Below are 26,377 nucleotides of genomic sequence, written 5' to 3' on the forward strand. Positions count from 1 at the left end.
TGGGACTAACCCTTACCTTAGGAAGATTGTTGTGAACTATGTTTGAATGGCATTAAACTTTTGATTATGGCCTCTTCCTGTTGTTGTGTTATTGTTCCGTTCTTTACAAGAGTATCAAATTTTTGTTTGAAAAATGCATTTAGGTTGTCAATATGTTCTTTTCTACAGGAACGAAATAAATTTTCCACTTCTGTCTTTTGGTCTTTAGTTATTGTTCCGTTGTTTACTAATTCATCCAATCCGTTATTGATAGAACTTCTAAAATTTTTTCCCTGCTTTTTGGAAGAGGAGATTACTTTCTTTATGGAAGATTCCTGTTCTTTGGTTAAGGTACCATTTTTGACTAGAGTATCTAATTTATTCTTTGAACATTTATGATTTTTTTTCATAAATTTATGAAAATCATTGGATTTTATTAAGTCCAGTGCTGCATTTTCTTGCTGGGCAGTTATGATATTATTTTTTACCAGTTCATCAAGGCGGGACTTGTAATCCAAATGTTTATGATCATTATTTTTTGATGGTGTGGTGATTTCATTTACTGTAGATACATTTTTAGTTGATGAAGCATTAACTGTGATGCAATTAATATTTAATGAAGTTAAAATAGTTAGAACAGTTATTATTTTAATATTCTTTTTTAACATTTTATTCCCCTCCTAAAATATATTTTTTTATAGTTTGCCAATTTATTTGGTAATTATTCGTCATATATAGTAGGGGGCTTCACTTTTATAGAAGCAAAATTTTGTAGAGTATTTATGAATGAAAATTTAGAGACTTTTATTATTTAATAATTGACACATTATAATACAATTAGTATAATGTATTACGACGTGTAAAATATAAATAATATGAAATTTTAAAAATCAATAAACTAGGTTCTTATCAAGAGAGGTGGAGGGACTGGCCCTATGAAACCCAACAACCGGCATTTATTTTAATATGTATCGGTGTTAATTCCTGCAGAGTTAATTTTATACTCTGAAAGATGAGAAAAGTGGCCGTTTTATAAAAGTTTGGGATATTAAAAGCTATTTTTCTTAAATAAGAAAAATAGCTTTTTTAATTATTTAAATCAATTGAAGGGAGGGTGTTTTATGAAATGATAAAAGTTAAAAATCTATACAAGAAGTTTAATGAGCTTACAGTTTTAAAGGGTATTAACCTGGAAATAAAAAAGGGGGAGGTTATTGCAATAATAGGTCCCTCTGGTACAGGTAAATCGACTTTGTTAAGATGCATAAATTATTTAGAAACTCCAGACAAGGGTACCATAGAAATAGGAAAATTAAAAATAGACTTTGAAAAAATAACTAAAAAGCAAATACATGAATTGAGGAAGCATACATCCATGGTATTTCAAAGTTATAATCTTTTTAATAATAAAACAGCAATAGAAAATATTATGGAACATTTAACTATAGTAAAAAAAATAAATAAAATTGAAGCTGAGAAAATAGCAATGGATATATTGAGACAGGTTGGATTGGTGGATAAAAGAGATTATTATCCATCCAAGTTATCAGGCGGCCAGCAGCAAAGAGTTGGCATAGGCAGGGCTATGGCTGTGAATCCAGATATAATGTTATTTGATGAACCTACATCTGCTTTAGATCCTGAATTGGTTGGAGAAGTGCTGGATGTTATAAAAAAACTTGCTGAAAAAGATACCACAATGATTATTGTAACCCACGAAATGAGATTTGCTAAAGAAGCAGCAGATAGAGTCATGTTTATGGACAGCGGAAGTATAGTAGAAGAAGGGACTCCGCAGGAGGTATTTGATAATCCTAAGAATCCAAGAACTATAAAATTTTTGAAACAGGTTCAATTTAACTAAATGTGAAACTTAAATTCATATTGCAATATTATAAAAATTTTGAAATAAGTAATTATTATTAATTTTAATTTATAGGGGGTACAACCATGAAAAAAATTGGCTTACTAATTAGTGTTTTATTGATATTTGCTGTAGCTCTTACAGGATGCGGAGCTAGTAAAGGTGACAATAAATCTGCAACTAATGCAACCAACGATACTGATTTACTGTCCAAGATAAAAAAAGATGGAGTAATACGAATTGGCACTGAAGGAACCTATTCACCATTTACATTTCACGATAAAAATGAAAAGTTAACTGGTTTTGATGTGGAAATAGCAGAGGAAGTGGCTAAACGTTTAGGTGTAAAAGCCCAATTTGTTGAAACAAAATGGGATGGAATGTTTGCTGGATTAGATGCCAAAAGGTTTGATATCATAGTTAATGAGGTTGGAATAAAGCCAGAACGTCAGAAAAAATATGATTTTTCAACTCCATATATAGTTACAAAGGGAGTGCTTATAGTTGCTAAAGACAATGAAGATATTAAAAAGTTTGAAGATTTAAAAGGTAAAAAATCTGCACAAACATTAACTAGCAATTATGCCGAACTTGCCAAATCTTATAATGCTGAAGTTGTACAAGATGATGGATTCAATCAGTCCATTGACTTAATACTTTCCAAACGTGCAGATGCAACTATTAATGATAATATATCCTTTTTAGATCTAAAAAAGCAAAAACCAGATATAGCAGTAAAAGTAGTTGATGAACAGCCAGATGCAGCTTCCAATGGAATTATGTTTAGAAAAGGAAATAAAGAATTGGTAGATGCTGTAAACAAGGCATTAGCCGATATGAAATCAGATGGCACTTTTCTAAAGATATCCAATAAATGGTTTAATTCCGATGTATCTAAATAGTAATAGGGTGATAATATGCATATAAGTGATGGAGCAATAAGAATAATACAAATATTACAAGATTCTTTTTTTCCTTTGTTAAAAGCTGGTATTCAATTTACTGTGCCGCTTACATTAGAATCGTTTATTCTGGGGTTGGTTCTTGCATTAGTAACAGCTTTAGCCCGTATATCAAATGTTAAGCCTTTTGTACTATTGGCACGTTTTTATGTATGGATTATAAGAGGAACTCCTTTATTAGTACAATTATTCATTATATTTTATGGATTGCCAGCGGTGGGTATAACAATGGAACCACTGCCAGCAGCTATTATTGGATTTACATTGAGTGTGGGAGCATATAATTCTGAAATAATTAGGGCTGCTATTTTATCAATACCTAAAGGTCAGTGGGAAGCGGCATTTTCTGTAGGTATGACAAATACTCAAGTAATCCGGCGTATTATTTTACCTCAGGCAGTACGGGTTTCTGTGCCACCTCTGTCTAATTCTTTTATATCACTGGTTAAAGATACTTCACTTGCTGCCAGCATTACCCTAACTGAAATGTTTCAGGTGGCACAAAGAATAACAGCATCAACCTATGAACCTCTGTGGTTATATAGTGAAGCTGCATTTATATATTTAATATTTTGTACGGTGCTGTCTTCAATTCAAAATAAAATTGAGCTGAAGGTGGAAAAATACATATCTATATAAGATAAGGCAAAATGCTTATATTTAAGCATTTTGTCAGCAATATGTTGTATGGCTAAGCCTGTACAAACTATTATAGACAGCAGGTATATGTGGATCTATTTTAAACTAGTATAAATTATCTCTAAATTATTTTTCATACTTTCAATGTAGTTTTTGTTATCCTCTTTACTTTCAAGTGTATATATTTTTTCGACCTTGGCGCCTATTTCATTGGCCAGGGTGGTAGATACTTTAGGACTTACCATGTCTTCCATAAATATAGTTGTTATTTTATCTTGTTTGCAGTAATCTATCAGTTCTTTTAATTTTTTTGTAGAAGGTTCTCCTTCTGCAAATATATTTTCTACACTGTTTTGATTCAGACCATAATCTCTACAGAGGTATGCAAAGGCAGCATGGCCTGTTACAAAATTTTTGTTTTTCACGGTTTCAAATTTTTTAGTATATTCATTATGGAGATCCTTTAGTTGTTTTGAAAATTCATCATAATTTTTTTCATAGAATTCTTTATTTGAAGGGTCCACTTTAACTAAAGCATCTTTGATATTTTTGGATTCAACTTCTGCACCCTTTAAACTAATCCAAATATGAGGATCATATTCCCCATGTTCTTTTATTTCTTCAGCGTCAGTATTTTTGATGGGATTTGAGTCCTTTGAAGCATTTACTACAACTAAATTTTTATTATCAATAGATTTTAAAATCTTGTCTGTCCAGGATTCCATGCCTAGTCCATTGTATATAAATACATTGGCATTGCTTAAATTCTTAAGACTTTCTGTAGTTGGTTCAAAATCGTGAGGTTCCGTTCCATTAGGAACTATTGTAGTAATGGCAATTTTATCTTTTCCAATAGCTGAAGCAAATTCTTTCATGGCATTAAAGGATACTACAACTTTTATTTTGGATTGGGAGTTTGTATTAGTAGTTTCAGCCGTTTTGCTGCTGCAGCCGGCAAAAATAAACATGAAAGAAGTAATTAGAAAAGAGCATAATACTATTTTGCATATCTTGTATTTTTTACACACTTGTATTTCCACTCCTTAAAAAATGATATTTAGATGCAAATGGTTTGCATCTAAATATATAATACTTAATAAAAAAGATATTGTCAATCATATAGAATATTATTACAATTGGAGATGAATCACTTGATTTTTTTGTGATATAATAAAAGAAATAAGAAAATAGTAAAATATTATTAAAAGGAGTGAGCATTCATAATTGAATGATGATATACGTTGGAAACAAAGATTTTCTAATTATAATAAAGCTGTATTTCACTCATTTAAATCATGAAGAATTAAAAAAGCACATAGAGCGAGTTGGAAAAGTAATTTATGAAAAGTAGCTATCACTGCAAGTAGTAATAGCTGCTTTTAAAATTAAACTATTCCCTGCTCCATCATAGCTTCTGCTACTTTTAGAAAGCCGGCTATATTGGCACCGACTAAATAGTTTCCTTTGTGACCATAAGCTTCTGCTGCATCGTAGGTATGCTCATGAATGCTGGACATAATGTGGCGCAGGCGGGTATCAACTTCATAAAAAGTCCAGCTTGTACGGATGGAATTTTGACTCATTTCCAGTGCGGAAGTGGCCACTCCGCCGGCATTGGCTGCTTTTCCAGGGGCATAGAGTGTTCCTTCACTTTGTAAAAGTTGTATAGCCTCAATGGTTGTAGGCATATTTGCACCTTCAACAACCATTTTTACACCATTTTTAATAAGAGTTGAGGCATCCTTTGCATTCAGTTCATTTTGTGTGGCACAGGGCAGGGCAATATCACAAGGAATGGACCATATACCTTTACCTTTGTGATATTCTGCATTTTTGTGAATGGATACATAATCTCTGAGACGGCTGTGGTTAACCAGTTTGATTTTTTTCACTGTTTCTAAATCTACCCCTTCTTTATCATATATCCAACCTGTGGAATCACTAAGCGCTATGACTTTCCCATTTAATGCCATGGCTTTTTCAGCAGCATAGATAGCTACATTGCCTGAACCTGAAATGACAATTTTCTTGTTTTTAATGGAATCGTTTTTAATTTTCAGCATTTCTTCTGCAAAATAAATTACACCATAACCGGTTGCCTGGGTGCGGGCTAATGATCCCCCGTAAGTTAACCCTTTCCCAGTTAAAACACCATGAAAACGATTGGTCAGTCTTTTATACTGACCATAAAGATATCCAATTTCACGACTTCCAACACCAATATCACCGGCAGGTACATCTGTATCCGGCCCTATATGATGAAAGAGTTCAGTCATGAAACTCTGGCAAAATACCATTATTTCATGATCGGATTTGCCTTTGGGATCAAAATCCGCACCGCCTTTACCGCCTCCGATAGGCATACCGGTCAGTGAATTTTTAAAGATCTGCTCAAAACCAAGAAATTTGATGATACTGAGATTGACAGAGGGGTGAAAACGAAGTCCTCCTTTATAAGGGCCAATGGCACTGTTGAATTGCACACGAAATCCACGGTTTACCCTTACCTTTTTGTTGTCATCCACCCAGGGTACACGGAACATCAAAACTCGTTCAGGTTCCACTATACGTTCCAAAAGTCCCATCTCTTTAAAGTGGCTGTTGGAATCAATTACAGGTCTAATAGAATTCAGAACTTCTGTGACAGCTTGAATAAACTCTTTTTGCGGGGCATCTTTTTTAATGAGTTCTTCCAGTACGGAATCAACGTAAGACATAATGATCACTCCTATCCTTTAGCAGTAGTTTTAATTATAGTAAAAAAAAGCAATTTATACAACATAAAACTGAAAATTAATTTATAAAAATCATATATCTTTTTTATTGAATTCATATACACCAACAATTATAAAAATAACAAATACTGCCAGGGATATTATATACATATAATTGGGGTAGGGAAAATTTAAATTTGAACCATTTAAAAGTGCCCTTCCAGGATAAGCCCAGGGAAATAATATCCAGTATCTGGTGTTGTTTATAAGTACTGATGGAAGAGAAAATACCACTCCCACTCCTAAAGGAACTGCAATGTTTTCAAATTTCATGGTCAAGTAGTATTGAATTGCTATAACAGGAAGTGAAGCTATAAAGCACAACAGGGGAGAATATATAATCTCTTTTGGCATACTCTCATTATTGGGTGCTGCAATTATTCCTGCAGCAATTATAAGTAGAGTAAAGATAAAAAGATTCAAAAGTACCATACCACAGCCTATAAATAGTTTTGATATGTATATATCACTTCTTTTTACAGGTAATGCAAGTATTCTTTTAAAGTTATCTCCACTGTTTTCTATTCTCACTAAAACTGCAACTAAAATAGTAATAAACAAAACTATGAGAAATAGTCCATAAAACATGGAACTTTGAGTGTATATCTGCTGCCATATGTTCTGACCTTTTGATGTGAAGAGATCTTTGTATCTTAGGAAATTTCCAAAACCTAGGATTACGAAGAATAAAGGCAAAAACATAACTATGCCCAGTATTTTTGAATGTTTTAATTTTAATAATTCCACTTTATATATATTCTTCATTTTATACACCACCTATTTTATATCCCTTCTATTAAATTCTAAAATTCCTATGATAAGCCATAATATACCTGAGATTGCTCCAAAAATGGCAGCGATATAGGCATCATTCATGTCCCCTAAGGGAAGTGATCTTAAAACACAGGAAAATGGATTTATATTTCCAAGTATCTTACTCTGTGCAAGCAGATATGATCCTATAGTACCTGCAAATCCTATGGCAGCGGCAACTAAGGAATTTTTGATGTAACAGCTTATAAACTGCTGGAAACTTACTACTCCTGAGACTGCAGCAATTTCCAGAAGTACATATTTAAAAATCAATGCAGAATTTCCTTCAATTCCAAAGAACTTTTTTATAAGTATTACAAAAATCCCATTTAAAGCTATCAAAGCAACTGATGCTGTAAATACTATGATCCATTTAGATAGATAAATTTTCATTCTTTTTACAGGTCTTGCCACTATTTGTTTCCAGGTATTTTCACTGTATTCCATGTAGTTTACAATAAAAGCTATTATTACCACAGATAAATTTAAAAGTATGGACCACAATGTAGATAAATGATTTTCATAAAGCAGAACATCCATTTTATTATAAATTCCTATTTGGGCTAATTCCTTTATTCGACTGCTTTCCATTAAATAATCATATCTTAGATGAAGATCTATAAATAAAAGAATAGATGAAAATACCGGAATAAAAAATACACCTTTCCACAATAGAGATCTTTTATACTTTGCCAATTCAGATTTTAAAACACATATAAAGCTCATATATTTTTTCCCCCTTCAGTGAGATCAAGAAATATTTCTTCAAGAGATTTTTGTACTTCTATAAATTTAAATACTCTGTTGTCATTTAATATTAACTGCTTTAAAATTTCATAAGGTTCCACTTCCAGGGGTTTTACGAAAATATCATCGTCTTTTATTTTGTATTTATAGCCATAATCATTCAATGTATGGGCTGCTTTTTTCAAGTCCTTTACTCCTATACAGATCTCGCCTTTGCTTCTTGAATGAAGTTCTTCAAGAGTACCTTGAAACAACATATTCCCTCTGTTTATGATACCTATGTCATCTGCTGTAAGTTCAATTTCACTTAAATTATGGCTGGATATAATTACTGTCATATTATAAATTTTAGGAAGATTTTTTATAAGCTCCCTTATTTCATGAATTCCAGAGGGGTCAAGTCCATTGGTAGGCTCATCTAATATTAAAAGTTCCGGCTTTGATATAAGTGCCTGGGCGATTCCAAGTCTTTGCTTCATTCCAAGAGAAAATTTTTTGCATTGTCTGTTTTTCCATTCAGTAAGTTTTACAAAATCTAAAACTTCATCAATGTATTTATAATCAAGTTCCAAAAGTTTTGCTGTTACCTCTAGATTTTCATAGGCAGTTAAATTTCCATAATAGGAGGGGGATTCAACCAGAGAGCCAATTTTTCTCAAAATGGTCAGTCTATTTTCCTTTAAATTTTTATCAAATATTTTAATTTGTCCTTTTGTAGGCGTTATAAGTCCCAGGAGCATTCTTATGGTTGTAGATTTTCCAGCACCGTTTGGCCCCAGAAATCCATATACCCTACCTTTTTTTACTGTAAGGCTCAGCTTGTCTACTGCCTTAAAACCTTTAAATTCCTTGGTTAAGTTTTTAGTTTCTATAATTTTTTCTGACATTATTTTTTCCTCCTTTAATTCATTGTGAGTTTATAATATAAGTTCAAACTTAAGTTCTGCTTATAGGAACCTTATGAGAACCTTAAAATTTTGATGTGTAAATCAAAAATATTAAATAATGTTATAATTGAGGCAGATAATATTCATATTGGAGGGCTAATATGTATGATGAAATTTTAGATAAAAAAATTCTTTTAATTGATGATGAAATAGAATTGTTGAAGCTTATGGAGACAGTTCTCAGAAAAGAAGGCTTCAAGAGGATATTTAAAGCTTTAAAGGGTATGGATGGAATAAATTTATGTAAAAATGAAAAACCTGATATAGTAGTTTTAGATGTTATGATGGAGGATATGGATGGTTTTGAAGTTTGTAAAGCCATAAGAGAATTTTCTTATGTACCTGTTGTTTTTTTATCTGCCAGAGGTGACCATATAGATAAAATACTGGCTCTTGGATTGGGAGCAGATGATTATGTGACAAAACCTTTCAGCCCTAAAGAAGTCGTATTTAGAATTAAAGCCCACTTAAGGAGAAATATATACATAAAAAATGAACTCACCATGAAAAAGGAGAAAATATGCTTTGGAGATTTAATTATTGATTTTCAAAAGGGAGAAGTGTTAAAGAGCGGCAAAAATGTTACACTTACCCCTAAAGAGTATCATCTTTTATGTTATATGGTGCAAAATGCCAATCAGATATTGACAAAGGAGATGATATGTGATGAGGTGTGGAATGATAATTATGAAGGATATGACAATACCATAATGGTTCATATGAGAAAGCTCAGACAAAAATTAGAAAGTAATCCCTCAAAGCCCCAATATATAGTTACCGTAAAGGGACTGGGATATAAGTTTAATATTCCCCAAAATTAACATTTTTTATTTAGAGGTAGCAGCTTATGAAATTTATGAACAAAATTAAAACCAATTGGAGCCTTACAACAAAATTTTTAGTAACTCTGGTATTTATAATTATGATAGAGTTTATTGTAGTTATGTTTGTATGGAGAAGCGCTATTATATACACCAAAAATAATTTGCCAGGATTTAATCCTGAAAAGTTTACATGGACTTTTTCAAAATATATAGATATTGAAGATAATAAGCCTGTTTTGAATGAAGAAGGTAAAAGTGAGCTTGTAAAAAATAAAGCCTGGATTCAAATAATAGATGAAAGTTTTAAGGAAATGTATTCTTTTAAAAAGCCACAGGAGGTACCAAAGGTATACATTCCCATAAAAATGGCCCATATTTATAAATATGACATAGCCAATTATTCTATATTTATAAGTGAAAAAGAATATGATAATGAAAGTTTTACATATATTATAGGTTTTCCTACCTGGCGTATAGCAAAACACACTGTTATTTTCAATCCAACTGCACTTAGAAATTTTTTTGGAGGAGGGTTTATTGTACTTTTAGCTGTAAATGTTATTATTGCAGTGATTGCCTCTTATTTTATATTTGGAAAAAGAATGGGAAGGCCTCTTGAAACTATTATTAACAGTATAAATGAGCTTTCCAGGGGACATTATGAAACTAATCATGTGGAACAGGGGGTTTATAAAAATGTATTTGCCAATTTAAATAATTTAGGCAAAACTCTTAAAGAAAATAAAAATAAAAGAGAAGAAATGGAAAAGATGAGGGAGAACTGGATTTCCTCCATATCCCATGATGTAAAAACCCCCCTGTCTTCTATAAAAGGATATGCTGAAATAATGAAAGATTCTGATTACACTTTTTCACAGGATGAAATTTTAGAGTATTCAAAAATAATATACGATAAATCTTCCTATATTCAGGGGTTAGTTGAAGATTTGAATCTCACTTATAAATTGAAAAACAGGATCATACCCTTAAAAAAAGAAAGTGTAAATGTGGTGGCACTTATTCAAAATATAATTGTGGAAATTTTAAATCACCCTCTATATTCAAATAGAAATATAAATATTTATTTTGAAAGAGAAAATATAAATATTTTCACAGATAAAAATCTATTTAAAAGGGCCATCTCCAATTTGATTTTTAATGCCATAATACATAATCCACAGGAAGTTAGGGTGGATGTTTCAGTTTATGAAAAAGATAGAGTTCATATTTTAATAAAAGATAATGGCAGGGGAATATCCCAGAATGATTTAAAATACATTTTTGAAAGATATTACAGAGGCACAAATACCAATGTTTCTGTTGAAGGTTCTGGACTTGGAATGGCCATATCCAAACAGATAATAGATGCCCAGGGAGGCAGTATAAATGTAGAGAGTACTTTAGGCAAGGGTACCAATATAGATATAGTACTGTAGTAAAAATGAAAGGAAAATTCATATGAAAAAAATACTTATAGTAGAAGATAATATAGCTTTAAGTACAGGTCTCAGTTTTGATTTGGAGAGGGAGGGTTATAAGGTTGATACAGTTTGTAGTTCCGGCCAGGCAAGAGAAGCTGTAAGGGAAACTGAATTTGATTTAATTGTACTGGATATAAATCTTCCAGATGGCAGTGGTTTTGAACTCTGCAGATGGATAAAAGAATTAAGAGACATTCCACTTATATTTCTCACTGCCTGTGATATGGAAAAGGATACTATAAAAGGTTTTGAATTAGGTGCCGATGATTACATAACCAAGCCTTTTAGCATGGGGATTTTTAGAAGGCGTGTGGCAGCCGTATTAAAACGCTGTGAAAAAGAGAACATAGGGAATATTTACAATGATGGATATCTTATGGTTGATTTTGATAAATTGATGGTAATTAGAGAAAATAAAACATTTATGCTTACATCTTCTGAGTATAGGCTTATGAAAATTTTTGTTGCCAACAGCGGCAAGGTTCTCACAAGACAAATTTTATTGCAGAAACTTTGGGATAATGATGGAAACTTTGTTGATGAACATGCTCTAACGGTTAATGTAAACCGTCTTAGAAATAAAATAGAAAATAAAGGTCATAAATATATTAAAACTGTCTATGGGATGGGTTATATGTGGGTAGGTGAAAAATGCAATGTTTTATAAATCTTCTTCAAAGGGTATTTATATAAGCTGGGCAGCATCATGGATTTTTACCTTTATATGTTTTTGCTGTGTTACATTCCAGATAACAGAAAAATGGAGTCTGCGTCTTTTACTTCTTGGATTTGCAGGTCTTTTTCAGTTTATAGCCCTGTTGGCTGTGGCTGCCCTTAGAAGAAAAATTGTATATTTTTCTGAATCCATGAGTGTGTGTCTGGATAATATGATAAAAGGCAGTGAAGAGGTGCACTTTAATTTGGAAACAGAAACCTTAATGGCAAAACTCCAGATAAAATTAAAGCGTCTTTATGACATCATGGAAAATAACAGCAATAAAAATATAAGTGAGAAAACAGCCATACAAAGATTGGTATCTGATATCTCCCACCAGGTGAAAACCCCCATTGCCAACATAAAAATGTATAATACTATTTTAAGAGAGCGTTCAATGTCCTGGAAAAAGCAGCAGGAGTTTTTAAAGTCTTGCGATATCCAGATAAACAAACTGGATTTTCTCCTGCAGTCCATGGTTAAAATGTCCCGCTTGGAAACAGGAGTTCTTCAAATATGTCCAAAACTGTATCCTATTTATGATACATTGGCAGAGGCATTAGGAGGAGTGCTTGTAAATGCAGAGAAGAAGAATATCCATATTTCAGTACAATGTGATCCACTGCTGGTTGTTAACCATGATAAAAAATGGACAAGTGAAGCTCTCTATAATATTTTAGATAATGCAGTAAAGTATACAGAGAAGGGGGGCAGTATAGAAATAAAAGCAGATAAATGGGAATTTTATACAAAAATAGATATTAAGGATACAGGAAAAGGAATTTGTGAAAAGAACCAGGGGGCAATTTTTAAAAGATTTTACCGTGAGCCGGAGGTTCATGACGAAGAGGGCATTGGCATCGGACTTTATCTTTCCCGTGAAATTATTACCATGCAGAAAGGGTATATTCAGGTGAAATCTAAGCCTGGTTATGGCTCTATTTTTTCTGTTTTTATTCCAAATCACTAAAAAATTAAAATCTCTCAAAATTGTGAGTTTTCAGAGACATTTTAGAGACATTGGCATTTTATAATTGAGGCAGTAAAGAGAAAGAAGGTGTAATTTGTGAATGCTGTTGTACAAATTTCAGATTTAAAAAAATATTATGGCAGAGAACCTAATCTTGTGAAAGCCTTGGATGGCATAAATCTATGTGTGGAATCCGGAGAATTTATTACCATTGTCGGTACATCGGGAAGTGGAAAATCTACTCTGCTGCACATGATGGGAGGTCTTGATAAACCAACTTGTGGCAGTGTCATAATTGAGGGCAGGGAATTATCTAAAATGAATGATGAGGATCTCACTATTTTCAGGAGAAGACAAATTGGCTTTGTTTTTCAAAATTATAATCTGGTTCCTATTTTGAATGTGTATGAAAATATTGTGCTGCCTGTTGAATTGGATGGAAACAAGGTGGATAGGGATTATGTGGACAAGGTTATTTCCATGCTTCATTTGGAGGATAAGTTAAATAGTCTGCCAAACAACCTTTCAGGAGGTCAGCAGCAGAGGGTAGCCATTGCACGGGCCCTTGTAAGCAAACCTGCCATTATTCTTGCAGATGAGCCTACGGGAAACCTGGACAGCCGCACCAGCCAGGAAGTAATGGGGCTTTTAAACATGAGTAACAATGAGTTCCATCAAACTCTGGTGATGATAACTCACAATAGTGAAATTGCCCAGCTTGCCCATAGAATTATCCGTATTGAAGATGGAAAAATTATGGACAGGGAGGTGTGATGGATGCTTCAAAATAACAATGGGAAAGTTATAAATCATCTGGCAGTAAGCAGCCTTAAGAGTAATAAAATGCGTAATTTTTTTATTGCATTTACAGTGGTACTGTCTGTGAGTTTATTAGCGGTTATGGGGCTTTTCTATTCAGCTTTGAGGGAAAGTGATAAAAAAGCAGTGGCAAAGGTTCAGCATGTTATATATGAAGGTGTAAATAAAGAACAGTTTGAATCACTTAAAAAAGATAAACGTATAGAATATGCCGCTCTTTACAAACAGGGACAGAGTTTTGAAATGGAGGGACATATGATCCGCCCTGTTTATTTTGATGGCAATTCTAAAAAGATTGAGACTATAAAATTATCTGATGGAAAACTGCCGCAGAAGGAAAATGAAATTGTTGTAGATAAATCCTACATGAGAGAGACAAAAAGGAAAGCAGAGCTTGGAGAAACTATTTCTTTTACTTTTTTAGATGGAACTACTGAAAAGTTTGTTATTTCAGGTTATACGGACAGTAGGGTAAATTTGGGAGCATATCCTGTATTATTTTCAAAGGAGTATGCTGAAAAAGGGGAGCAATTTAAAAATGTACCCTATGGTGCTCTTGTCCGTATAAATGGCGCAGAAAAGATGTCAAAAGATCAATTTATTGAAGTTATTCATTCCATTGGACAGGATTATGGAATTGAACGTAAATATATAAATGAGAATAATTCCTTTGCCAATATGCTGTCCATGAATTTCCAGGATGGTATGGTTATCATTGGTATAGGCATTGGTATTTTACTGGTAAGTGTTTTAGTTATCTACAGTATATTTTATATTTCTGTTGTAAGCCGCACACGACAGTTTGGACAGTTTCGTACCCTAGGCATGACCGGGAGACAAATCCGTAAAATGGTAAATAGAGAAGGACTTATTCTCTGTGCAGTTGGTATACCTATAGGACTTGTTATAGGGGGAATAATTGCATATTTTTTAAAACCGGAGGGTTGGAACTGGATTAATTCTGCATTCATTGCTGTAATTGTAGCTGCAGCAGATATTATAACACTGCTTTTTTCTATTCACAAACCGGCAAAGCTGGCATCAACCGTATCTCCACTGGAAGCTTCTAAATTTTCCTTTTATTCCGGTGGAAAAAAAGAAACCTCAAAGCTCCATAGAAGAATTACTCCAATGAATCTTGCACTTATGAATTCTATACGAAACCGGAAAAAGACATTTTTGACAATGCTGTCTCTTGGCATAGGTGGAGTATTGTTTTTAATGGCAGCCACTTTTATAGTTTCTATCAATAAAGACGAGTATTCAAGACAGACAGCATTTTATTTTGGAGAGTATTTAATTGAGTTTTCCTACAATAAAGTTGAGACTTCAGAGCATGGATATAGTGATATTCAAATAAATAACCCATTAAATGAAAAGCTGAAGGAAAAGATAAAAGCTGTTCCAGGGGTAAAGGGGATTAAGAGTTTTAAGCAGGTAAATATCCAGTATGAATACAATAATGAAAAAGCAGGGGACTATTTAACACCATTTACTAGGGATAAGATATCATTACTGAAAAAACTCTTGAGTGAAGGAGATTTTGATTATGATAAAATGATAAAAAATAATGAAATTTTAGTAATAGCCAATGATGGTGTAAAAGAGCTTTACGGATGGAAATTTAAGGCTGGAGACAAGATAAAGATACATTACTATAATGGAAAGCCCATGGAAAAGGAATTTAAAATTGCAGCATGTATAGATGATTATGTATCCTACAAGGATTTGGAGGGAGACTGGGGATACTTTCTCATTCCTGATGAAGCGCTTAACAAGCTTATGAACAATATGAACCTTACTATTGGATTTATAGTATCTGCTTCTGATTTTAAAAAAGAGGGAGAGCAAATTGAGAAGAATCTCAATAAAATAGTGGATGAAAATTCTCTTTTAAGTATGGATACATTGAGAGAGAGGATGGAACAGGATGAGAATAGCTTTAGTATTATGTATGGAGTTATTCTGGGACTGGCTGCATTTATAGTGTGTTTTAGTTTTATTAATCTTATAAATACTTTGATTATGAATATTTTAACTCGAAGGCAGGAACTTGCCATGATGCAATCTATCGGCATGAGCAGCAGACAACTAGCTGTAATGCTGCATAGTGAAGGAATTATCCTGGCAATAGGTAATATTTTTATAACACTAGTGTTAGGTACAAGCCTTGGATATTTGCTGATACAGGCAATGAGAGATATAGGGACTGAGTATTTCCATTACCACTTTCCAGTCTGGTACTTATTGGGGTATATCCTGATAATTTTGCTTTTGCCTATGGTAATTTCCGGAGTGCAGATTCACTTTTTTAAGAAAGATTCTCTGGTAGATAGGTTGAGAGAGCAGGAATAAGTTCTTCCCCTAAAGGATAACATATTCTAAGTGCTAAAAGACACTAAGAATACTGTTAATAAGATTCAGATGGAAAAAAGCATTCCTCATGAGCAAACTCCGCCTGAACCTAAGAATTGCTTGATGTATCGGTAGGGGTTCTAACAAATAATCCACACAGTCCTATTCCTGCGAATAATAGAAAGCCGAAAGCATAGGATGCTAAATCAATGATTGCTCCTGCTATAAGTGAGCCGAAGGACTGACCTATACCCAAAAGCAGAAAACCCAGGCTCACTCCTAAAAAAGGTGCTTCCACAAACAGTTTTACACTCCAAACAATGAAGACACCGGTTATAAAAATATAAGAAATACCAAATAAGAGTGCAGAACAATAAATGCTTATGGTTGAGGGAATTGTAATTAAGCATATTGAAGCCAACAAGACAAGGAGAACACCTCGATAGGAAGTCGCTAACCCAAACTGTCTAATAAAATTGCCTGCAACTCCTCCCAAAATCCCTGCAATTCCCATCAGAATCCAAAAGAACATACTTTCCATTGTGCTCATGCCATACTCTGTCGTTAAAAAGCTTCTGGAAAAGGTCCAATAAATAGAAGAACTGATGCCTGTAATAAATGCAGCAATGAATAAATGAATGCTTCTTTTCCATGAAATATTCCATCTATTCTTTCTTTCTATAGGTAGGCCAGATTGTTTAAATTGTAGGTCTGTTTTTGGGATGCTGCGGCGATTCCATAGTATAACAATGAAGCTAATAGCAGCAAAGAATATATAGGCTAGCCTCCAATAGTTACTGAAAAATAGTGCCAGTGGTCCTGATATGATTAAACCAAAGCTAGTACCAGTATTAATCCATGTATTTCCCTTATCCCGTTCCTCTGGCTTCAAATTAACTGCAGCAATTTTGCTGAATGCAGGGGAGGACAGGCCACTCCCTATGCCGGCAATAAATGTACTGATTGATAGCATATGTAGATTCTGAGAAAGTGCAATACAAAGTGTTCCAACTACAGCACTGAAACCAGAAATTTGGATACTGTTATATGCTCCTGCCCGATTAATTAATAATGAGGAAAACACTAAAGTTAGGCAGTATGCTATATAAGCAAAGGAACTGGGCACTCCGGCCTGCATTTCTGACAGCTTAAGTGAGTTTGAGATATCTGGCAGGAATAGACCATAACTGAATCTGGCAAAGGCATAGGTTACACCAATCATTGCAATACCAGGAAATACAATTTTCTTCACAATAATCCCTCCTATATAGAACGTTCACTATATTTTTATTAAAAATAAAAAGCCTCATATAGAAATGTATGGTTAGATAAGTTTGGACAGTTCGATTAACTGTTTCCCCACTTTTTCCATATCTTCTGTTTCTGCCAATGCTGTTGCTCCTTCGAACAGGATCATTAATTTAAGTGCAACTGATTCATTTAAACCATACTGGCAAAGCTTATACAGCAAATGCTGCTTGTGCTGATTTACAAACTGTACTATCTCATTACTGGGATCTGCTCCGAATTCCTCTTTTGCCCGTAGGAACATGCACCCTTTTGCACTATATTTCTTCAGCCATTGAAAATGAGCATTTGCTAATTCCACAACCGGTTTTTCAGTATGAGAAATACCGGAAGCCAGATATGAAAAATATCTTTTTTCTCTTCTTTTTAATACTTCCATAATTAAATCTTCTTTGGAAGCAAAGTGGTTATATAATGTCATGACAGCCACATTTGCTTCATTGATCACTCGTTTTAGTCCGATTGAATGGAAGCTGTGCTCATAAAACAGTATTTCCGCTTTATTTAATAAATCTTCCTTCTTTGAACTCATAAGTATCCTCCTATGTAGAACGTTTATTCTATTTTTGATATTCTATCATGATAAATATGTATTTGTCAATTCATATTCATTCATATAATTCTATAAGTGTATTTTATAAATATTTAATCAGGGTATTTTATAAAGCAATATTGCCTCAAGTCTATTTCATCTTTTGCTATAGTTTTGACTAGCTTGAAACCAAAGTGTTTATAGATTGATATATGGTTTTTCAATAAAAAAGAGCTTCATGCTCTTAAATTTTTTCAAGTATCATCTATTTAATCCATTTTAAATTTCACTGTAAATTTGGTTCTCTGAGCAGTACTCTCTACAAATATGATCCCATTATTTTTCTCAATTAATTGTTTAGTAATATACAATCCAAAGCCATGTTCACCCTTTTCTTTAGTTTTTGTAGAAAAGCCTTTATTAAAAATTTTTTCTATTATATTTTCAGGAATAACATCTCCATTATCAGCTATCTCAATACAAAAATTCATATCTTCCTCAAAAGTTATAATAGATATTTCCTTATTTTCAACATCTGATTTATTAAAGGCTTCAAAAGCATTATCCACAAGATTACTTATAATACTTATTAATTCATCCTGTCTAATTTTTAACAAACTAAAAGGTTCATTAATTGTTACCTTGAAATCCATGTTATTCTTTAATGCATAGCTATTCTTTATGGATAATAGTCCGTCTATGTAATCATTACCTGTATCTAAGTGCCTAAATGATGAATGTATTGTATCTGATATTTTTCGCACATAACTATCTATCTTTTCTATGGTATCAGGCTTATTTAACAAACATAATCCCTGTATAACATTAATATGGTTGGCAAAATCATGTTTTTCCTGTCTGATTATACTAATTATTTCTTCCATATGTTTGATGTGTTTTTCCTGAATCTTATAATTGATATTTATATTTACAGCTAGTTGTTTTTCTTTTAAATTTTTGAATTTTGATATTAGAAATATAAAATAAATAATGAAAATAATAATGTTATAGCTTTGGATATTTTTTATATGAAAAATACCAAAGTTAACACAAAATATAAAGAGGGTAAATACACCTAATTCAATGATTAAATTAGCAAAGATAGCTCCTTCTTTTTCAAATAATTTCAGTTCAATGAAATATGAGTTAAACTTAAAAATTATTGCTATAATAATTATTTGTAATATTTTGGACGATGCTACAAAAATATAAAAATACCTAGAATTTGAAATAAGTTGATTTAAATTCACATTAAATATAGGCATTTCAATAATTTGTACAAAAGATTCAGTAGCAAACATTATTGTAAAAAATAAACAAACTATAATTGCAGAATCAAAAAGCTTTATTTTCGTAATGAAGGCAAGTAATAGAATATCAAATATTACAAGAAATAATGTGTGATAGGCTAGTGGAATATGAAATGTACTCCAATAAGTTAAAAAAATAAACAATATAAGAAATAATCCTGTTTTAATCTTATTCTGTATTATCACGAGTGTTGATTATCCAAAATACGTAAATAAAAAGGTATGAAAATGAGGTCATCCTATGGTAATATTAATTTGCTGAGAAAAAATACTACTGTTTAGGAGAGTGACCTCATGAGAAATAATACCACTATATTTGATATATTTCAAACACTTTTAAAAAAAGAAGAAGTAATTACAGTATGTGCGGTTTTAGGCTATAAGGATACATCAAGAAAATTCACAGTATATGATTTGTTTCAATTTTTTATAGCGACAGCAACTAATGAATACAAAAGTTTTAGAGCTGGCTCAGATTTTATGAATGAAGCTGGATTAAGAGCAGTTGATTATTCCACAATTTCGAAGAAAGCAGCAAATGTAGATTATAAAATAGCTAAGAAATTATTTGAGATTCTTATAACTAAATGCAATCGTTCAACTCGAAGAATACTTAAATTACCAAAAGATTTATTAGCAGTAGATTCCACTACTATAACTGTTGGTGAAGGCAGATTGAAATGGGCAAAGTTCAAAGGTAATAAGTCAGGAATAAAGCTGCATGTGGCTCTTAATGTAAATACTTTAATGCCTCAAAAAGTCATTGAAACTACTGCAAACAAACATGATGGTCCAATAGGTGAAAAACTTATTAATACAGATTGTATCTTGGTAGAAGATAGAGCTTATGGGAAACATAAGAGATATGATATGTTTAAATCTATAAAACAAGCATTTGTCATAAGAATCAAAGACAATATAACTCTAAGTTATCCAAAAAACATAAAAAGTTTAAGAACTGAAAATTCTAATATAATCAAGGATGTTACTTGTTATCTTGGAGAAGGCTCTTCTAAAACTGAAAATAGATTTAGAGGTGTTCAATTTACTGACTTCTATGGAAAATCCATAAGGGTATGTACTAACTTAATGGCTATTACACCTGAAAAAATTGCAGATATCTATAAAGAAAGATGGAAAGTTGAAAGCTTTTTTAGATTTATAAAGCAAAATTTGAATGTTAAAAGATTGTTTGGAACAAGTGAAAATGCAGTTTACAATCAACTTTTTATAGCTTTAATTGCGTATGTATTACTTCATTTTTCTTATGTTAATGTGTCTCAAAATTTCAAATTTGTTAAGTTATCATTTTGTGAGTTTGTTAGAAAACTTCTTAATTCTACACTTCAAGACGAAGTTCAAGTATGCATTGACTTATTATTTAAAAATATCAATAATTATCAAATTTGTTTATGGTGAAAAATGGTTAATCAACACGTGTGCTGTATTATAAACTTTTTTTTATCATATAATGATTCAAAAACTACTAAAAGAAGTAATGCTTCTATAATGTCTATTATTACTTCTCTTATAACATCAATCAATATAGCATCTCCTTTCATTTTAGAGCTTTTTATGAATGTTATAGATTAAAAATTAATGTTTTTATATTCTTTATAAGAACTTTTAATCACAACATTTATAAAAAGCTTAATTAATTATTTTAAGAGTTCATCGGGACACTTTGGTTGATAACCACTGAATGTACAGGTTGGAACTATAACTATTGTTGCTAGGAACAAAGATAAAGAACCTAATATTTTCATACTTTTGTTAAATAAATTTTTTTTGAAAATTTCATTTTTTATATCCTCCTAACTAAAACGTTTTAATTTATAAATTCTACAATACTTTAAATTTTCCTGCTATATTTTACAAAAAAAAATAAAACTCAAAAAAATTAAGTTTTATTTTCCGAATAGCTTGAATCAAGTCTATAATAAGCAAGAATAAGCTTGTCTAACTCTTGACTTACAGCTAATATTTCATCACTAGTAAATTCACCTGAATCTAACATATTATTTAGTTTATCTCTTATTTTTTCTAATATTTCTTTCATGTAATTTACATCCCTACTAATTTATTATTAATTTACAATAACTTAGATATTATATTATAAAGATATAAATTATTCAAGATAATTTTTGGATATATATCAAAAATATGTAAATATTTCTAAATAAGAATCGATGATATAAAAGATAATATGATATAATATTATCAAGAGAATAAAATGTTTTTAGCTAGTTACCCTCCAGTATTTTATCTCTTTCAAAGAGGTCGTTTCGGTTAATTTGACAGCAGAGACCAGCTATGAGAAGTCAATAGATTTTATAAAAAAATTATAATATATTTATTAAACTTTAGGAAATAAAATATATATTGAGAATTTACCATTATTATAAGACGCTTCTATTTATCATTTGGTTCATCCTATACCAAATATTCTGTTAATTATTGAATGATGCCTCGTCTTTTTAATTTTTATCATTTGGCTATTCTGGCGTATTCCAGAAATAGCTGGCACTTTTGCCACTTTTCTTGCAGGAATATATGCTGAGACTAAAACAGTAATTAACGAGATGATTACAGAAAAAGCAATTACTACCCAAGAGAAAGAAACATTTATATTCTTATAATCTTCTGTAATGCTAAGAATTCCGTTAACCTTAGAGAATACAATATAACTAAATATATATCCTATTATTAAACCAATTGGTAATTGAATAAGCCACAGCAAAAATCCTTCATAAAGGACAGAATACTTAATTTGTTCTGGAGTTGCTCCCAGACTTTTTAGGATGCTCAATTCTTTAATCCGGCTGTTGGCAGACAAGGAGAATGCATTATAAATAATAAGAACAAATGCACCCATAATTAGTAAAAAGAGGATCATTACTATAGCTAAAATTATAATAAACTGAGTACTTGTAGTACTTTTATCGCTAATTCCATATAAATTTAGCAACTGGGTATTATACATAACTCCATACTGTCCATATTCGTCTTTGGTTAATCCAACAGATTCTGCAATATCAGGTAATGTCTCATATATTTTACGAGGATTTTTAAAACGCATATAAACCGTAAGTTCATCATTAGGTTGAATGTCTGCAACATTCAAATATTCCATAGCAATATATTCTGGATAAGCTGAGATTCCAAAAAAATCCAATTTTCCAACTATTGTATAAGTCTTGGTTCCTGCCATCTTAAATGTTTCACCTGAGTGTTTATAATTTTGCGTTAAAATTATTTTGTTATCAAGCATACGATTTCCTATAGGAAGTGTTAACTTATCACCAATTTTATATGCAGGATTGTCTGTAAAGAATAATTTTGATACGATAATTTCACCGGATTTTCTAGGAAGGCGCCCCTCTATAAGAGTATTTTTCAGATTCATGTCACTCCAAAAATTTTTATCTGCATCTCTCATTAACAGATATGAACGTTTGGAATTAGAAAGTTCAGCAGTAACCCAATCTCCTTTAATCATCATAGTTTCGACAGATGGATTTTCTGTAATATATTTTAATTTATCACCAGATATAGAATCCCATAATTCTCCTTGCCAATAACCTGTTTTTTCAGTTGTTGATGTTACCTGTGTGTCCCATATGGAATACGTAGAGGGTGGCAATATGAGTGATACTGTGATTATGGTAATATCTATTATTTATATCATTCCTTATGAAATTGGCAATATTAGATTTTTTATTTTTTTGAATCATCAAGTAAATATTTGCAAATATCAACGTTGATTTTTTGTCTATGTAGACTCATAAGTAAATATTTTGAATTAATTTCTTTACTGATATTTAACTCAATAAATTCTTTAAATTCTTTGAATGATGGCTTTTTATTAGAGATTAACATGTTAAGTTCAGGATGGTCATTCTCTAATTGAGATATTTTACTGCCTTCTAGTCTATCTTTTAATATTGCCAAACTTTTTAGTATTAATTTCGTTTGATATTCAGTTATATTGTGGTCTATTATAAAGCTAAAAAAGTCAAATTTATAATCATCCATACTTGCGATTATCATATGAATAAGTTTTATTTTGTATTCTAATAAATCTATTTTTTTATTTTGTTCCATAAAATGTTCCCCTTTGTCAAGACAAATTTTTAGCATATTTATATAGTTAGATTAACAAGCAGAGTAGCTTGTACAGAAATCAGAAGTTCCCTATGGTGGAAATCCGTCGTGAAAATGCATTTGCTGAGGCTAAAATCGGATAAAAAATATTATAGAGAACCTAACTAAAAATCAAGCTTTTTTTGTCTGAATTCTTAGGTCCATTATATACGAAAAACGTATATTCTACAATTTTAAAAATATTAAAAAGTAAGATTTTCCACTGAAATCAAGTTAATATATGGTTATTTATTATATAAATACCATATATGTATTAAGCTCCTCTTAACATATACGATAAAGTAATGAGGTGTGTAGTCATATTAGTTAAAATAGGAACAACGAAAATCCCTCTCAAATGGATTAATACATCTATGTATATGTATGTTGCCGATGTCCCCGTTACTAGTAATAAAATTTTAAAAAGTCCCTGAGTATTTCAACTTGAGGGAAAAGTATCTATTAGTTCTGGATGGTTTGAAATTAAAAGTGGCTCACAATCCAATAAATTCTATCTATTGGATAATGGGCTTATATATCCAGAATATCAAGTAGAATCTGAAAGGCGTGGATTTAATCAGTCTAATTGGTTTTGAATATGGTTATACAAAAGATTCAGTATTTATAGTTGAGAGAAAAGAATATAAATTGGATGAAAATGGTCATTTAAATATTCCAAAGGGGGTAGGATGCCTTATGGATAATATGAAAATTATAAAATAATTATTTTATAATTTAATTTTATAAAATCTAAAATTTATGTTTAAGCTGTAAAAATAATTATATGTATTTTCTTTCTTTAGACAAATAATTTTTAAATGTTATGATTTATAAAATTAGGAGATGTTTATGTGATAAATTTAAATAATATTAATCTAAATGAATATAATTTTGATAAATATAAGTCTAATAATAAAATTAATAAAGAGGACAATTTAAATTCTAGGTTTCAAGAATCAGCAGTTTATAATTCTAAGAATGATTCTACTGGCGATAAACATATACTTGATGAAATAAATAGTGAAACAGACTCAGTAGAAAAACAAGAAGACTTAATTTTATATTATGATTTAAAAAAAGCTGGTGTAGAATTTAAAAATATTTCATGGGAACAAGAAAAAAGTTGGCTAGTAACTTTTCCACCAACAACAGCTCCTGGATATATAAGACAAGCTTTTAGGGAAGCTCTTTTAAATATACCTGAAAGTGAAAGAGGAAATATTTGTTTTGGGCTATCATGTGAGTATGATATGTATAAATCAAAAAATCAAATAGAAGATTCTAATAGTATTTCTTATTATAATAATCTAATTAGTTGTATGTTACAAAATAATGAAAAAAATAGATCTATATTGGGTGGAGATATTTATAGATATACAAAAAATTTGTTAGATAATTTTTCGTTTGATTTGCAAAAAATTAAATAATATCAGTTCCACAGAATGCTATTGTGTGAAACTGATAAAATTGGATTATAGAAATATCATTAACTATATTTATATCCATAATTCTGATTTATACATTAAAATAATATAAATAATGGGGTCTCGAGCACAATTCAGGGTATAGCCACATAGCCATCAAGCTAAGAGAATTGTATAAGATAAACAACCCTTTAGTTACGTATTATTTTTTATGATAATGTGGGGTAATCCTAGGGTAGCTACGATAAATCGCAAACTTAATTTCTTAAAATGTAAATGAGTTTGCGGTTTAATTATTTTTCTATATTTAGTATAATCTTGGTATGGATGGTTATGTATTAATTCGGAATAGTAAATAGATGCGATGTAAGAATCATTTGTATTCTGCGAATTAAATCTATCGTTTTTAAGAGGTAAATTATGTAAGAAGAAGAAAAAATATTTGCAGGTAGGTTATTTGATGCTCGTACAAAAGAACTTCGAGATATTAAGCACAAGGCACATGTTCTTTGCCAAAAATTTAATGCACTTGATGAATATGATGAAAATCGTTTATTGATAATCAAGGAGTTTATTGGTAATATAGGGGATAGATACTATTTTCAAGGCCCAATACAGTTTAATTACGGGTGTCATACTTTTATTGGTGAAAATTTCTTTGCTAATTTTAATCTTATGGTTATGGATGATGCAAGAATTTATATAGGTAATAATGTTATGTTTGGTGCAAACGTATCTTTAATGGCTACCAATCACCCACTGATCGCAGAGGAAAGAACGACTATGAAATATCCAGATGGTCATATTTCAATGTCTGAATATGCCGAAGAGATTCATATAGGAAATAATGTTTGGATTGCAGCAAATGTTGTAATTATCGGTGGTGTTCATATTGGCGATAATGCTGTTATTGGAGCAGGCAGTGTAGTAACAGAGGATATTCCTGCTAGCTATCTTGCGTATGGCGTTCCTTGCAAACCTGTGCGAATGATTACTGAAAAAGATTCAAAATTAGACTTACTGTAATTATTAAAGCAAGATTATGGTTATAATCTTTATACATAACATGTGTCATAATGTTCAAATTAGACGAACTAATAAAAAAGGCAGCTATGCCTTTTTTATTTCTACTTGTCTATATGAAAACCACCTGCTATGCAGGTGTGTTCAGAATAGCTTAAGCGGTGAACAAAAAACCTCACTTTGATAAAATAGAAGAGGTCTCGTCAACCAAATCTATAATCAAAGGAGGTTTGCCCTAAATGGACAGTAATAGTTTATCACATACTAAATGGAGATGTAAATATCATGTAGTATTTTCACCCAAATATAGAAGAAAAGAAATATATGGAGAAAAAAGAAAAGAGATAGGAAAAATATTAAGGAAACTTTGTGAATAGAAAGGTGTAGAAATAATAGAGGCGAATGCATGTGAAGATCATATACATATGCTTTTATCGATACCACCAAAGACAAGTGTTTCAAGTTTTATGGGATTCTTGAAGGGAAAAAGTAGTCTAATGATATTTGAGAGATTTTCAAATTTAAAATATAAATATGGAAATAGGCACTTTTGGTGCAGAGGATTCTATGTAGACACAGTTGGAAAAAATAAAAAAGCAATAGAAGAATATATAAGAAATCAACAGAAAGAAGATATGATCGCCGACCAAGTAAGTATGAAGGAATACATGGACCCTTTTAAGGGTAGCAAGTAACATAAATTGCGGCTGGCGAGATCTTTAAGATGCCTTGAGGCATAATGCTGGTA

General features: G+C 31.4%; 26 protein-coding genes, 2 pseudogenes and 1 riboswitch. Of the genes and pseudogenes, 15 read left to right on the forward strand and 13 right to left on the reverse strand.

Going from position 1 to position 26,377, the window contains the following annotated elements; genetic code table 11:
• Window positions 1-17 precede the first annotated feature (17 nt).
• Window positions 18-647 (reverse strand): hypothetical protein, encoded by a 630-nt coding sequence (locus tag AB3K27_RS04770; protein WP_368490104.1) that lies wholly within the window; start codon window positions 645-647, stop codon window positions 18-20.
• A 235-nt stretch (window positions 648-882) separates the two neighbouring features.
• Window positions 883-998: riboswitch (SAM riboswitch) on the forward strand.
• Window positions 999-1,105: 107 nt separating this feature from the next.
• Between AB3K27_RS04770 and AB3K27_RS04775 the strand changes: the two genes are divergently transcribed.
• From AB3K27_RS04775 to AB3K27_RS04785, 3 genes are all read left to right on the forward strand, one after another.
• A complete protein-coding gene (locus AB3K27_RS04775) occupies window positions 1,106-1,843 on the forward strand; it encodes an amino acid ABC transporter ATP-binding protein (protein WP_368490105.1) in 738 nt (245 codons plus the stop codon).
• Window positions 1,844-1,929: 86 nt separating this feature from the next.
• On the forward strand, window positions 1,930-2,745 hold the full coding sequence (locus tag AB3K27_RS04780; RefSeq protein WP_368490106.1) for an amino acid ABC transporter substrate-binding protein: 816 nt from the start codon (window positions 1,930-1,932) through the stop codon (window positions 2,743-2,745).
• Window positions 2,746-2,760: 15 nt separating this feature from the next.
• Window positions 2,761-3,444: an amino acid ABC transporter permease gene (locus AB3K27_RS04785; RefSeq protein ID WP_368490107.1), complete on the forward strand. Its 684-nt coding sequence runs from the start codon at window positions 2,761-2,763 to the stop codon at window positions 3,442-3,444.
• A 95-nt stretch (window positions 3,445-3,539) separates the two neighbouring features.
• Here the strand turns inward: AB3K27_RS04785 and AB3K27_RS04790 are convergent, their stop codons facing one another.
• The 5 genes from AB3K27_RS04790 to AB3K27_RS04810 form a co-directional block, all read right to left on the reverse strand.
• Window positions 3,540-4,412: a metal ABC transporter substrate-binding protein gene (locus tag AB3K27_RS04790; RefSeq protein WP_368491172.1), complete on the reverse strand. Its 873-nt coding sequence runs from the start codon at window positions 4,410-4,412 to the stop codon at window positions 3,540-3,542.
• A 417-nt stretch (window positions 4,413-4,829) separates the two neighbouring features.
• Complete coding sequence (gene gdhA, locus AB3K27_RS04795) at window positions 4,830-6,161, reverse strand: NADP-specific glutamate dehydrogenase (RefSeq protein ID WP_368490108.1); 1,332 nt, start codon at window positions 6,159-6,161, stop codon at window positions 4,830-4,832.
• A gap of 90 nt (window positions 6,162-6,251) precedes the next feature.
• Window positions 6,252-6,983 (reverse strand): ABC transporter permease, encoded by a 732-nt coding sequence (locus AB3K27_RS04800; RefSeq protein WP_368490109.1) that lies wholly within the window; start codon window positions 6,981-6,983, stop codon window positions 6,252-6,254.
• A 12-nt stretch (window positions 6,984-6,995) separates the two neighbouring features.
• Complete coding sequence (locus AB3K27_RS04805) at window positions 6,996-7,757, reverse strand: ABC transporter permease (protein WP_368490110.1); 762 nt, start codon at window positions 7,755-7,757, stop codon at window positions 6,996-6,998.
• Window positions 7,754-8,665, reverse strand: a complete 912-nt coding sequence (locus tag AB3K27_RS04810) for an ABC transporter ATP-binding protein (RefSeq protein ID WP_368490111.1) — start codon at window positions 8,663-8,665, stop codon at window positions 7,754-7,756. The genes AB3K27_RS04805 and AB3K27_RS04810 overlap by 4 nt, the downstream gene beginning before the upstream one ends.
• 161 nt (window positions 8,666-8,826) lie before the next feature.
• Between AB3K27_RS04810 and AB3K27_RS04815 the strand changes: the two genes are divergently transcribed.
• From AB3K27_RS04815 to AB3K27_RS04840, 6 genes are all read left to right on the forward strand, one after another.
• A complete protein-coding gene (locus tag AB3K27_RS04815; RefSeq protein ID WP_368490112.1) occupies window positions 8,827-9,546 on the forward strand; it encodes a response regulator transcription factor in 720 nt (239 codons plus the stop codon).
• Between the two features lie 26 nt (window positions 9,547-9,572).
• Entirely contained in the window at window positions 9,573-10,985 is a 1,413-nt protein-coding gene (locus AB3K27_RS04820; protein ID WP_368490113.1) for a sensor histidine kinase, read from the forward strand.
• 22 nt (window positions 10,986-11,007) lie between these two features.
• On the forward strand, window positions 11,008-11,697 hold the full coding sequence (locus AB3K27_RS04825; protein ID WP_368490114.1) for a response regulator transcription factor: 690 nt from the start codon (window positions 11,008-11,010) through the stop codon (window positions 11,695-11,697).
• The gene (locus tag AB3K27_RS04830; protein ID WP_368490115.1) at window positions 11,687-12,715 is read left to right on the forward strand and encodes a sensor histidine kinase; all 1,029 of its coding nucleotides are present in this window, start codon (window positions 11,687-11,689) and stop codon (window positions 12,713-12,715) included. The genes AB3K27_RS04825 and AB3K27_RS04830 overlap by 11 nt, the downstream gene beginning before the upstream one ends.
• A gap of 96 nt (window positions 12,716-12,811) precedes the next feature.
• A complete protein-coding gene (locus AB3K27_RS04835) occupies window positions 12,812-13,489 on the forward strand; it encodes an ABC transporter ATP-binding protein (RefSeq protein WP_368490116.1) in 678 nt (225 codons plus the stop codon).
• A 3-nt stretch (window positions 13,490-13,492) separates the two neighbouring features.
• Complete coding sequence (locus AB3K27_RS04840) at window positions 13,493-15,889, forward strand: ABC transporter permease (protein ID WP_368490118.1); 2,397 nt, start codon at window positions 13,493-13,495, stop codon at window positions 15,887-15,889.
• A 109-nt stretch (window positions 15,890-15,998) separates the two neighbouring features.
• Here AB3K27_RS04840 and AB3K27_RS04845 read toward each other — a convergent pair whose 3' ends face one another.
• From AB3K27_RS04845 to AB3K27_RS04855, 3 genes are all read right to left on the reverse strand, one after another.
• Window positions 15,999-17,141, reverse strand: coding sequence for an MFS transporter (locus AB3K27_RS04845; RefSeq protein WP_368490120.1), 1,143 nt, complete (start codon window positions 17,139-17,141; stop codon window positions 15,999-16,001).
• Window positions 17,142-17,213: 72 nt separating this feature from the next.
• Window positions 17,214-17,729, reverse strand: a complete 516-nt coding sequence (locus AB3K27_RS04850) for a TetR/AcrR family transcriptional regulator (RefSeq protein WP_368490121.1) — start codon at window positions 17,727-17,729, stop codon at window positions 17,214-17,216.
• A 269-nt stretch (window positions 17,730-17,998) separates the two neighbouring features.
• Window positions 17,999-19,030 (reverse strand): sensor histidine kinase, encoded by a 1,032-nt coding sequence (locus tag AB3K27_RS04855; RefSeq protein WP_368490122.1) that lies wholly within the window; start codon window positions 19,028-19,030, stop codon window positions 17,999-18,001.
• Window positions 19,031-19,333: 303 nt separating this feature from the next.
• Here AB3K27_RS04855 and AB3K27_RS04860 point away from each other — a divergent pair, with 303 nt between their 5' ends.
• On the forward strand, window positions 19,334-20,458 hold the full coding sequence (locus tag AB3K27_RS04860; protein ID WP_368490123.1) for an IS4 family transposase: 1,125 nt from the start codon (window positions 19,334-19,336) through the stop codon (window positions 20,456-20,458).
• A 239-nt stretch (window positions 20,459-20,697) separates the two neighbouring features.
• Here AB3K27_RS04860 and AB3K27_RS04865 read toward each other — a convergent pair whose 3' ends face one another.
• The 4 genes from AB3K27_RS04865 to AB3K27_RS04880 all read right to left on the reverse strand — a co-directional run bounded on the left by AB3K27_RS04865 (window position 20,698) and on the right by AB3K27_RS04880 (window position 23,143).
• Window positions 20,698-20,805, reverse strand: a complete 108-nt coding sequence (locus AB3K27_RS04865; RefSeq protein ID WP_073539854.1) for a cyclic lactone autoinducer peptide — start codon at window positions 20,803-20,805, stop codon at window positions 20,698-20,700.
• 134 nt (window positions 20,806-20,939) lie between these two features.
• Window positions 20,940-21,098: a Spo0E family sporulation regulatory protein-aspartic acid phosphatase gene (locus AB3K27_RS04870; RefSeq protein ID WP_368490124.1), complete on the reverse strand. Its 159-nt coding sequence runs from the start codon at window positions 21,096-21,098 to the stop codon at window positions 20,940-20,942.
• A gap of 369 nt (window positions 21,099-21,467) precedes the next feature.
• On the reverse strand, window positions 21,468-22,541 hold the full coding sequence (locus tag AB3K27_RS04875) for an ABC transporter permease (RefSeq protein WP_368490125.1): 1,074 nt from the start codon (window positions 22,539-22,541) through the stop codon (window positions 21,468-21,470).
• 215 nt (window positions 22,542-22,756) lie between these two features.
• Entirely contained in the window at window positions 22,757-23,143 is a 387-nt protein-coding gene (locus tag AB3K27_RS04880) for a hypothetical protein (RefSeq protein ID WP_368490126.1), read from the reverse strand.
• A 606-nt stretch (window positions 23,144-23,749) separates the two neighbouring features.
• On the opposite strand from AB3K27_RS04880, the gene AB3K27_RS04885 reads away from it, so the two are divergent.
• From AB3K27_RS04885 to tnpA, 5 genes and pseudogenes are all read left to right on the forward strand, one after another.
• A complete protein-coding gene (locus tag AB3K27_RS04885) occupies window positions 23,750-23,905 on the forward strand; it encodes a hypothetical protein (protein WP_368490127.1) in 156 nt (51 codons plus the stop codon).
• Between the two features lie 128 nt (window positions 23,906-24,033).
• Window positions 24,034-24,609 (forward strand): hypothetical protein, encoded by a 576-nt coding sequence (locus AB3K27_RS04890; protein WP_368490128.1) that lies wholly within the window; start codon window positions 24,034-24,036, stop codon window positions 24,607-24,609.
• Window positions 24,610-25,044: 435 nt separating this feature from the next.
• Window positions 25,045-25,182 (forward strand): annotated as a pseudogene (locus AB3K27_RS04895) (maltose acetyltransferase domain-containing protein); the annotation flags it as partial.
• 105 nt (window positions 25,183-25,287) lie between these two features.
• Entirely contained in the window at window positions 25,288-25,632 is a 345-nt protein-coding gene (locus tag AB3K27_RS04900; protein WP_368490129.1) for a DapH/DapD/GlmU-related protein, read from the forward strand.
• A gap of 236 nt (window positions 25,633-25,868) precedes the next feature.
• A pseudogene (gene tnpA, locus AB3K27_RS04905) lies at window positions 25,869-26,324 on the forward strand (IS200/IS605 family transposase).
• Window positions 26,325-26,377 lie beyond the last annotated feature (53 nt).

This window comes from Clostridium sp. BJN0013, from assembly GCF_040939125.1.
Lineage (GTDB): Bacteria > Bacillota > Clostridia > Clostridiales > Clostridiaceae > Clostridium_B.